The 9860-nt window shown below is 66.4% G+C and carries 10 protein-coding genes; 9 read left to right on the top strand and 1 reads right to left on the bottom strand.

The window, feature by feature from the left end; all coding sequences use genetic code 11:
- The 3 genes from HV783_RS21600 to purF form a co-directional block, all read left to right on the top strand.
- Positions 1–420, top strand: a 420-nt coding sequence (locus HV783_RS21600; RefSeq protein ID WP_175189842.1) for an SPOR domain-containing protein, incomplete at its 5' end; no start/stop codon positions are given.
- Positions 420–908 (top strand): CvpA family protein, encoded by a 489-nt coding sequence (locus HV783_RS21595; protein WP_006385208.1) that lies wholly within the window; start codon positions 420–422, stop codon positions 906–908. The genes HV783_RS21600 and HV783_RS21595, both read left to right, overlap by 1 nt.
- Before the next feature lie 30 nt (positions 909–938).
- Positions 939–2459 (top strand): amidophosphoribosyltransferase, encoded by a 1521-nt coding sequence (purF, locus tag HV783_RS21590; protein ID WP_006385207.1) that lies wholly within the window; start codon positions 939–941, stop codon positions 2457–2459.
- Between the two features lie 265 nt (positions 2460–2724).
- Here purF and HV783_RS21585 read toward each other — a convergent pair whose 3' ends face one another.
- Entirely contained in the window at positions 2725–3621 is an 897-nt protein-coding gene (locus HV783_RS21585) for an oxidoreductase (RefSeq protein ID WP_175189841.1), read from the bottom strand.
- Positions 3622–3695: 74 nt separating this feature from the next.
- On the opposite strand from HV783_RS21585, the gene HV783_RS21580 reads away from it, so the two are divergent.
- The 6 genes from HV783_RS21580 to HV783_RS21555 all read left to right on the top strand — a co-directional run bounded on the left by HV783_RS21580 (position 3696) and on the right by HV783_RS21555 (position 9852).
- Positions 3696–4580 (top strand): MurR/RpiR family transcriptional regulator, encoded by an 885-nt coding sequence (locus tag HV783_RS21580; protein WP_064522888.1) that lies wholly within the window; start codon positions 3696–3698, stop codon positions 4578–4580.
- A 7-nt stretch (positions 4581–4587) separates the two neighbouring features.
- Positions 4588–5448: an EamA family transporter gene (locus HV783_RS21575; RefSeq protein WP_175189840.1), complete on the top strand. Its 861-nt coding sequence runs from the start codon at positions 4588–4590 to the stop codon at positions 5446–5448.
- A 111-nt stretch (positions 5449–5559) separates the two neighbouring features.
- Entirely contained in the window at positions 5560–6492 is a 933-nt protein-coding gene (locus tag HV783_RS21570; RefSeq protein ID WP_054502824.1) for a LysR family transcriptional regulator, read from the top strand.
- Positions 6493–6733: 241 nt separating this feature from the next.
- Positions 6734–8746 (top strand): FUSC family protein, encoded by a 2013-nt coding sequence (locus tag HV783_RS21565; RefSeq protein ID WP_175189845.1) that lies wholly within the window; start codon positions 6734–6736, stop codon positions 8744–8746.
- Positions 8736–8930: a DUF1656 domain-containing protein gene (locus HV783_RS21560; protein ID WP_054502823.1), complete on the top strand. Its 195-nt coding sequence runs from the start codon at positions 8736–8738 to the stop codon at positions 8928–8930. Before HV783_RS21565 ends, HV783_RS21560 begins: the two co-directional genes overlap by 11 nt.
- Complete coding sequence (locus HV783_RS21555; RefSeq protein ID WP_175189839.1) at positions 8923–9852, top strand: efflux RND transporter periplasmic adaptor subunit; 930 nt, start codon at positions 8923–8925, stop codon at positions 9850–9852. The genes HV783_RS21560 and HV783_RS21555 overlap by 8 nt, the downstream gene beginning before the upstream one ends.
- The last annotated feature ends 8 nt before the right edge of the window (positions 9853–9860 follow it).

The raw sequence follows: 9860 nt of genomic DNA, 5'->3' as shown, positions 1-9860 counted from the left end.
GCCACGCCGCCCGCGACCGCCACGCCGCCGCGCACCCCGCCGCCCAAGCCCGAACCCAAGCCCGAGCCGAAGCCGGCCACGCCCAAGCCCGAGACCCGCTCGGACGACGGCGCCCGCGCCCTGGCGTTGCTCGAAGGCCGTTCCGCGCCCGCCGCGACGCCGGCGCCCAAGCCGCAGGCCGCCAAGGGCAATTTCGTGCTGCAGATCGCCGCCTACACGACGTCCGAGGACGCCCAGTCGCGGCGCAGCAAGCTGCATCAGGCGGGCGTCACCAACGCGTTCGTCGAGCAGGCTTCCATCGGGGGCAAGCAGCAGTACCGTCTGCGGGTGGGGCCGTTCCCCTCGCGCGAGGCGGCCCAGGCGGCCCAGGCGCGGTTGCGCACCCTGGGCTATGACAACGGTTTCATCGCCGCCCAGTAGTGACCGGCTTCGACTTCGTCGTGCTGGCCATCCTGGTGGTATCGGGTGTGCTGGGCCTGGTGCGCGGCCTGCTCAAGGAAGTGCTGTCGCTGGTCGCGTATCTGCTGGCCTTCGTGGCCGCGATCTGGTGGGGGCCCACGGTCTATACCTGGCTGGAGCCCTATATCGAAACAACGCTGCTGCGCATGGGTGTCTCGTACGCGGTGGTCTTCATTATCGTGCTGCTCGGCGTGGGGTTGGTCAACATGACGCTTGCCGCCTTGATCCGCAGCACCGGGCTGAGCCCGGCCGATCACGGCCTGGGCGGCATGTTCGGACTGGCCCGGGGGCTGCTCATCGTGCTGGCGCTGGTCGCCGCCGCCGGCTATACGCCGTTGCCGCAGGAGCCGTGGTGGCAGGACGCCATGTTTTCGCATTCGGCCATCGAGGCCATCAAACATATCAAGACGTGGCTGCCGCCGTCCCTGGCGACATGGCTGCCGTATTGATTAGCTTCACATCAACCAGGAAATCTCACCATGTGTGGAATCGTAGGGGTCATCGGGCGCGGGCCGGTCAACCAGCTGCTCTATGACAGCTTGCTGCTGTTGCAGCATCGCGGGCAGGATGCCGCGGGCATCGCGACGTCACAAGGCAACCAGTTCAATATGTACAAGGCGCACGGCCTGGTGCGCGACGTATTCCGCACGCGCAACATGCGTGCCCTGCCGGGCACCTCGGGCGTGGGCCAGGTGCGTTATCCCACCGCCGGCTCCAGCGCCAGCGAGGAAGAGGCCCAGCCGTTCTACGTCAACGCCCCGTTCGGCATCATGTTCGCCCACAACGGCAACCTGACCAACTGGCGCGAGCTGCGTGAATCGCTCTACCGCGTCGACCGCCGCCACATCAACACCAATTCCGACTCGGAAGTGCTGCTGAACGTGCTGGCCCACGAGCTGCAATCGGCCGCCAGCGGCGTCTCGCTCGATGACGACGCCATGTTCCGCGCCGTCGCCGCCGTGCACAAGCGCGTGCGTGGCGCCTACGCCGTGGTGGCGCAGATTTCCGGTTACGGCCTGCTGGCGTTCCGCGATCCCAACGGCATCCGTCCGCTGTGCATCGGCCGCCAGGAAACCGACGAAGGCGTCGAGTGGATGGTGGCCTCGGAATCCGTGGCGCTGGAAGGCAGCGGTTTCGCCTTCGTGCGCGACGTCGAGCCGGGCGAAGCGGTGTTCGTCGACCTGGACGGCCGCTTCGTCAGCCGCCAGTGCGCCGACAATCCGCAACTGGTGCCCTGCATCTTCGAATACGTCTACTTCGCCCGTCCCGATTCGCTGATCGACGGCGTGTCGGTGTACGACGCGCGCCTGCGCATGGGCGAGTACCTGGCGGACAAGGTTGCGCGCAACATGCGCCTGGGCGACATCGACGTGGTCATGCCGATCCCCGATTCCTCGCGTCCGGCCGCCATGCAACTGGCCGCGCGCCTGAACCTGGACTACCGCGAAGGCCTGATCAAGAACCGCTACGTCGGCCGCACCTTCATCATGCCCGGCCAGGCCGTGCGCCGTAAATCGGTGCGCCAGAAGCTCAATGCCATCGGCATGGAGTTCAAGGGCAAGAACGTGCTGCTGGTGGACGACTCCATCGTGCGCGGCACCACCAGCCGCGAGATCGTCGACATGGCGCGCGCCGCCGGCGCCAACAAGGTGTACTTCGCCTCGGCCGCGCCTCCGGTGCGCTTCCCCAACGTCTACGGCATCGACATGCCGACGCAGAGCGAACTGATCGCCACCGGTCGCAGCGACGAGGAAATCGCCCGCGCGATCGGCGCCGACAGCCTGGTCTACCAGGACCTGCACGACATGCAGCAGGCGGTGCGCGACCTCAACCCGAAGCTCTCGCGCTTCGAGGCGTCGTGCTTCGATGGCGAGTACATCACCGGCGACATCACCGCGGAATACCTGGCTCGCCTGGGCCAGTCGCGCGCGGAGTCGGGCGACGGCGAAGGCGCCAGCGGCCTGCAGTTCAACATGGGCTATGCCGCCAACGACGCCTGAGTTCGACGCGCTCCATGCCAAAGCCGCTCCCCGGGGAGCGGCTTTTTTTTGTTTCACGATGACGCTGTCATCGCGCGCCTGACGCGGCTGAGAAAACGCCGGTCAGCGGGCAGGCAGGCACCGGTCGCCAACAAATTTCATGCCGCCAGGGGATCACTCGTTCGATACTGCCGAACAGAGAGGCGATCGCCATGCTGGGCAAAGAAGACGCCTGCGCCAAGAGCGAGGAGGAAACCGAGCGATAGCGAGAGCATGGGCGGTAACGTCAGCCTGGGCCGTCGCTCGCGGCCGCGAGCAGCGGCACCAGGATGTCGCTGATCGGCGTCGGAACGCCATGAACCCGGCCGCGACGCGCGATGATGCCGTTGCGGATATCCCATTCCAGTGGCCGGCCTGCTTCCCGGTCAGTGAGGATGGAGGTGCCCATGTCGGCAGGGGCCAACTGGAATTTGCCTAGGATCTCTTGCGATACTTCCTCGCCGAGTTCAATGCCCTCTGCGCGTGCCACGGCCAGGCATTCGCGTAAATAGGTCAACGCCAGCCCGGCAATGTCGGCGCGGCTGAACATGCCCGAGCGACGATGCGTGAGCGCCATGAGGCCCGCCACCGCGTTCTGCAACAGCTTGCGCCAGGCGAGCGCGCTGAAGTTTTCCGCCAAGTCCACGGCGCACCGCGTGCCTTGCAGTGCCCGCGCCACGACACGCGCGGCAGCCGTGTCTGGCAGAGTCAGGCGTGCCTCGCCGCGCAGGCGGACCGAGCCATCGGATTGCGCCTGGGCCGGAAACCACACGACAGCGGGAACGATGTGCCCGCTTGGCACGTGTGAGCGAACCCTCTCCACCTGTTCGATACCGTTCTGCAAGACGCACACCACGGTTTGCGGCCCGACCAGCGCGGCAAGCCAGTCTGCGGCCGCCTCGATCTGCGTGGCCTTGACTGCCAGAAACACAAGATCAGCCGGGCGAGTGATCTGCTTCGGGCTCGTGCGAACCGGGCCGGGGACGCTGATGGTGCGGCCGTCTTCCAGCAGCGTCAGGTGATCGCGGGGAGTCCGTCCACACAGCAAGGGCGTGCAGTCGATCTCATGCAGCATCGCCGCGACCGTGGTGCCGATCGCACCGGGTCCCACGATGGCGACAGCAGTGTTGATTTCAGTGTTCATGAACGCGGATTCCTTTAACGCCATCTGTGCATGGGCCGTTGTGCCCCTCATGCGGTGCATGTAATATATTACCTATGAATAAAGATAATGGTAATTCTATTACAGAAGGCGAGCGCCGATTGCAGCAATGGATCGGCAGCATTCAAGCGCGAAGCGGCGACCTCGCCGCGAGCGAGGCGAAGGTTGTCGATCTGCTGCTCACCGATCCTTTGTTTGTTGGCGTCAGCACGACCGCTCAGGTTGCCGCCCAGGCCGGCGTTTCGCCGCCAACGGTGATCCGTGCGGCGCGTGCGCTTGGGTTCAGCGGCTTTGCCGAGCTGAAGATCGAGATAGCCCGTGCCCGCGGCACAGCCCGGTTCTTCGCTCCGCCCGAAGTGCTCGGCGCGGATGCGACGTCGGGCTCCGTGCTGGAAACCTCCATCCGTGCCGGCGCCGACGCACTCACTGCGCTGGGCGGGGCCATCGAACTCCCTGCGCTGGATAAGGCCGTGGGTTTGATCCAGCGCGCGCGGCAGGTCTTTGCGTTCGGTGCCGGCCCTTCCTCGACGGTGGCCGCCGATGCTGTTTTCCGTCTGCGCGCGGTCGGCGTGATGACGGTAGGCATCACCGATCACTTGTCGGCCATGATTGCGGCGCGGCTCCTGGGCGCCGAGGACGTCGTCATCGCCGTCAGTTCGACTGGCCGCACGTCATCCACGCTTGCCGTTGCCGATGCGGCGTCATCGGCCGGCGCCTCGCTGATTGCCATCACCAACCAGTACGACACGCCTTTGGCAGCCCTCGCGGACGTCGCGCTTGTCGTCGGCGGCGCGCCGCTACCGGCACAGATGGCCGCTGCGGCAAGCCGGTTGGCCCAACTCGTCGTGCTTGACGCGCTGGTCGCCACCCTCGCGCTGCGCGATCCAGATCGCAGCCGCCTGGCCGAGCGGGCAGGCATTGATCTGCCTGACATTTCCTGATGCCCTGATGCAGCCCGACACCATTGCCATGGTTCTTGCCGCAGCGGTAGCGCATGCGGTGTGGAACCTGGCGTCGAAGTACAAACAGGGGAACACCTTGCTGTTCGTCTGGGCGTACAGCTTCGCGTCGACACTGTTGTGGATCCCTATCGCGGTCGGTCTCATGGCGCACGGGCTGCGGACGATGGATGGGCAGCTCGCGATGGCCGCGGCTGTTTCGGCGGCATTGCACATCGCGTACTCGCTGACCTTGCAGGCCGGCTACGATCGCGCCGATCTTGGGGTGGTTTATCCGATCGCGCGTGGCACGGGGCCGGTGCTGACGATGCTGTTCGCGATTCTCGTTCTGGGCGAGCGGCTGAACGTCGTCGCGGTGTTCGGCGCGCTCCTGGTCGTTTCAGGCGTGCTTGTCGTCACTGGCAACCCATTCCGCAGCGGCAGTCCCCGTCCACTCCAGGGGATGCTCTGGGGGGCCGCCACGGGTGCCACCATCGCCAGCTACACCCTCTGGGACAGCTACGCGGTCACGTCACTGCATGTCGCGCCAGTGAGCTACTACGCGGGAACGCTTCTGCTGCAAAGCCTGGCTCTGACACCGGGCGCGCTGCGGCATCGGCGGCACATGCCCGCGGCACTTCGTGCCAATGCCGCGCCTATTCTCATTGTGGCTGTCTTCTCCCCACTGGCCTACATCCTGGTGCTGAACGCCATGCAGGCGGCTCCCATTGCGCTCGTCGCCCCCTTGCGCGAGTCGTCCATCATCGTCGGTTCCCTCTTCGCGTATCTGATCTTTCGTGAGGGCCATCTCGCGCGCCGCGTCGTGGGTGCGGGCATCGTGCTGATCGGAATCGTGGCGATCAGTCTGTAATGCCTGTTGTTCATCAGTTGATGATGAACGGAATACAGGCTTGCCGTTGAATGCTTCATTCGCTATTCGGAAGAGCCTATGATTGCATGAAGGTAAATCATAGGGCCAGCCATGTCGCGTCCTGATCTCAATCTCCTGCTGGCGCTGGATGCGCTGCTCGACGAGGGCAGCGTCATCGGTGCCGCGCGCCGCATGCATCTGAGCGCGCCGGCGATGAGCCGCACCTTGGGCCGTATCCGTGAGGCGTTGGGCGACCCGGTGTTCGTCCAGGTCGGCCGCAAGCTCATACCCACGCCCAAGGCTCTGGCAATGCGTGAGCAGGTGCGGCTGGCGGTCGAACAGGCCTCGCAGGTGTTCGCTGCCGATGCCGAGATCGACCTGAAATCGCTGGATCGGCGTTTCAGCGTCCGCGCCACCGATGAGTTCGTGAGCATCCATCTGGGTCATCTCCTGGATGCAATGGCACGGGACATGCCGCGGGCGATGCTGCGCTTTTCGCCAGAGGAGGACGATGTGGACGAGGAGGCGCTGCGCAGCGGCCGCATCGACCTGTTCATCAGCGCCTCGCGCAAGCTCGGACCGGAAATTCGGGTTCAAGCCCTGTTCACCACGACGTTCGTGGGCGTCGCGCGCGTCAATCATCCCATCTTCGACGAAGAAATCACGCCCGAGCGCCTCACTCGCTGGGAGCACATCAACGTGTCGCGGCGTGGCAAGGCCGCCGGGCCGGTCGATGCCGCACTGGAGGCGCAGGGGCTGCGCCGACACGTCGCCCTGGTGCTGCCCAATCCGTACACGGCGCTGTTCGCATTGCAAGATTCGGATCTGCTGTTGCCGTTGCCCCGGCATCTGGCCAGTACCGCGCTGTCGGCGGGCTTGCGTATTCGCGTGTTCGACCTGCCGACACCGCTGGAAACGGTGCTGCTGACCCAGGCCTGGCACCCGCGCCTTGAAGGCGATCCGGCCCATCAATGGCTGCGGCAGACCATCCATACGCTTTGCAACGAGGACCACGCGCAGGCCGCCAAGCGCGTCAAGCCCTGACCAAGCGCCGCGCTATGCGTGCGTTTTGAGCAATCATCCGAGTGCAATAAATTCACTTTTAGCAATGCTCAGCCTTGCCTACAGTGACGCGTATTGATCACTGTGGAAGGGTTGCATCGTGCATTCGGCTAACGTGCCTGACGCGGATTCAGGCGCCTCTTTACGCCGCTCTCGGCTTCGGGAGGGCTTGGCGCATGGCCTGCCTTATCTCGATCTGACCACCCCGCGGGCGACCTATGTGATGCGTTCGCTCCTGGCCGCCTGCCTGGCCTTGGTGGTGGCCTATCTGCTGGAACTGCACGCGCCCTACGCGGCGGCTTCCAGCGTGCTGCTGGTCATCAACCCCGTCCAGGGAGGCGTGATGGGCAAGGGGGTGTGGCGCGTACTGGGCACGCTGATCGGCATGCTGGCGGCCTTCGTGCTGATGAGCGCCTTCGGCCAGATGCCCTGGCTGTTCCTGCTCGGTTTCGGCCTGTGGCTGGGGGTGTGCGTGGTGGGCATGACCCTGCTGCGTCATTTCCGGGCCTATGGCGCCGCGCTGGCGGGCTATACCGTGGGCCTGGCGGCCTACGGCGCCATGCAGCACCCGGAGCGCACCTTCGACCAAGTAATGGGACGCGGGGCATCCGTGATGATCGGCGTGGTCTGCCTGGCGCTGGTCTCGGCTCTCTTCAGCAGCCGCAGCGTGCACAGCCGCCTGGCCGCGGCGCTCGACCGTCTTGCGGTCGCCACGGCGGGAGTGCTTGCGACGCATCACCAGGCCATTCAAGGCAGCGACGCCGCAGAGGCCAAGCCCCTCGATGCCGGACGGCGCTCTCTCATCACCGAGGTCTATGGCGTGGACGATCTGCTGGCGCTGGGCAAGGCCGAATCCGCCGACCTGGCCCATCGTGCCGGCACGGTGCGGCAGGTAATGGTGTCGTTGTTTTCCGCTCTTGTGGGCGGTGCGCCGCCCCTGAGCGGGCAAAGCGCCAGTCTCGCTGTACTGAGAGCGTTGCAGCCGGACTGGGAAAGGGCATGGCGGGAGGTGGGCCAGTCGCTGGCGCAGGAGCCTGGCTCGGCCGGAAGAGCGCGTGCCACCCGGCTGTTGACCGACCTGCGCGCCCGGCTGGTGGCCGCGCTCACCGCCACCTCGTTCGACGACGCCTCCGAGCAGGCCGCACTAATGATCGCGGGCGATCGCTTGCTCGAGCAACTCGACGATTACCAGCAAGCCCTCGAAGGCAACGAGCGTTTCCACCAACCCAGGCCGACGCCGGCGCGCGTGTCCGTGCCATTCCACCGCGACACGGTGGCAGCCCTTCAGAACGGCGTGCGCGCTTTGTTGACCGTGCTGATGGGCGGCGCCTTCTGGATCGCCACCGGCTGGACGGAAGGCAACATGATGCTGGCGGGGTTGGCGGCGGCCTGCGCGCTGCTGTCCACCGCGCCCAATCCCGCGTTGGGCGCGGTCGAATTCATCAAGGGCACGGTGGCCGCCGTGGCGATGGCCTTCCTGTGCACCTTCATCGTGCTGCCTCACGTCTCGGGCCTGCCGCTGCTGCTGGTGATCCTGAGCCTGTTCTGGCTGCCCGGTGTGTATGCCACCACGATGCCGCGCCATGCCTTGGCGGGCGTGGCCTACCTGGTGGCGTTCACGACGCTGGCGGCGGCTGACAACCCGATGCGCTACGACTTTGCGCTGTTCCTCAATGGTGCCGTCGCCTGGATCCTGGCGACGTGTTTCACGCTGCTGGGCTTCAGGATCGTGCTGCCGCGCAACGGGGCTCGCGACGTCACGCGCCTGCGCCAGCGCATCCGCGACGCGGCGCTGGGCGCCTTGGGCGGCGACCGGGCAGACGCGTCGGCCTGGCAATGGCGCCAGCAGCATCGCATCGCGCAACTCGGCGCCTTGCTCAAAACGCAGCCGCAGGCGATGGATCGTGCTATTGCCCGGGCGCTGACCAGCCTGCATCTGGGCCGGGAAGTCCTGCGCCTGCGACGCTGGCTTGGCCAGGTGCCCCAGGACGCCGAGTGGGCGCGCTTGGCGGCACGCGCGCTGCGCCATATGCGCCAGCGGGCCGGTGATCCGCTGCGGGCCGCGCGCCATGCCCGCCGCGCGGCGGCCTCCTTGGCGCGTTTGCCGGCGCGGTCCGGCGCCTCGATGGATGACGCGCGGCGCGTGACAGCCGTGCTGCTCGACATCGCCGCGCTGCTGGAGCGCCATGCAAACGACGCTCAGTCCCCCTCTGGAGGCCAAACCCATGCTCAGTGAATTCTCGTTGGCCGGCATCTACCTGCCGCCCTTCTTTGCCTACGCCTGCCTGGCTCTGCCGATCTATCTGGGCCTTCGGTTCGTGCTGGCGCGCAGCGGGATGCTGCGCTGGGTGTGGCATCCAGGCCTGTTCGAGTTCGCCCTTTCCCTTTGCCTTGTTTCCCTGTTGGTGCTTTATGTCTGAACGTTCATTTCCCGCCCGGGGCCTGCTGCGGGCAGGACTCACTCTCGCAGTGGTCGTTGCCGCGGGGTTTCTGGTCAGCGCGCTGTGGCGTGCCTATGTCGTCGCCCCATGGACCCGTGATGGCCGCGTCAGCGCGCAGATCGTGCGCATCGCTCCCGAAGTGTCAGGCACCGTCGCCGAAGTCTCGGTCGCGGACGACCAATACGTCAATCGGGGTGAGGTGCTCTATCGCATCGACAATGCCAGCTTCACGCTGGAATTGGCCCAGGCCGAGGCGCGGCTGGCAGCGGCCGAGGCATCCCTGCGCCAGAAAGCCGAGGAGGCGCGGCGGCGCCGGGGCATGGAAAGCCTGGTGCCTGCCGAGGACATCCAGCGGGCGAATCAGGCCGTTGCCATTGCCCAGGCCGAACTGCGCGGTGCGCGGGTCGCCGTGGACAGGGCGAAGCTGGATCTGGCGCGTACCGAACTGCGTGCGCCGACCGATGGCTACGTCACGCGCCTGCGCTTGAACAAGGGCGACTACGCCGTGGCGGGCCAGCCGAACCTCGCCCTGATCGACGCCCACAGCTTCTGGATCACCGGCTATTTCGAGGAAACCAAGCTGCGCGGCATCCAGCCCGGCGCGGCAGCGCGCATCCGCCTGATGGGCTTCGACCAGGTATTGCCAGGGCGGGTAGCCAGCATCGGGCGTGGCATCGCCGATAGCAACCAGCAGGCCGACGCACAGGGTCTGCCGAGTGTGGAGCCCAGCTTCAGTTGGGTCCGGCTGGCGCAGCGCATTCCCGTGCGCGTCGAGTTCGAGCATGTCCCGCGCGAGGTCGTGCTGGCCGCCGGCATGACCGGCAGCATTGAGGTCACGCCTTCCGCAGGCACGCCGGTCCCGCAGGGCCGGCTGATTTCGCTGCTGCACCGCTGGATGTGAGGACAAAG

The sequence above is a fragment of the Achromobacter dolens genome (genome assembly GCF_902859745.1).
GTDB lineage: Bacteria > Pseudomonadota > Gammaproteobacteria > Burkholderiales > Burkholderiaceae_B > Achromobacter > Achromobacter dolens.
Note: the sequence above shows the minus strand (reverse complement) of the source record. Positions and strands in the feature narration are given on the sequence as shown.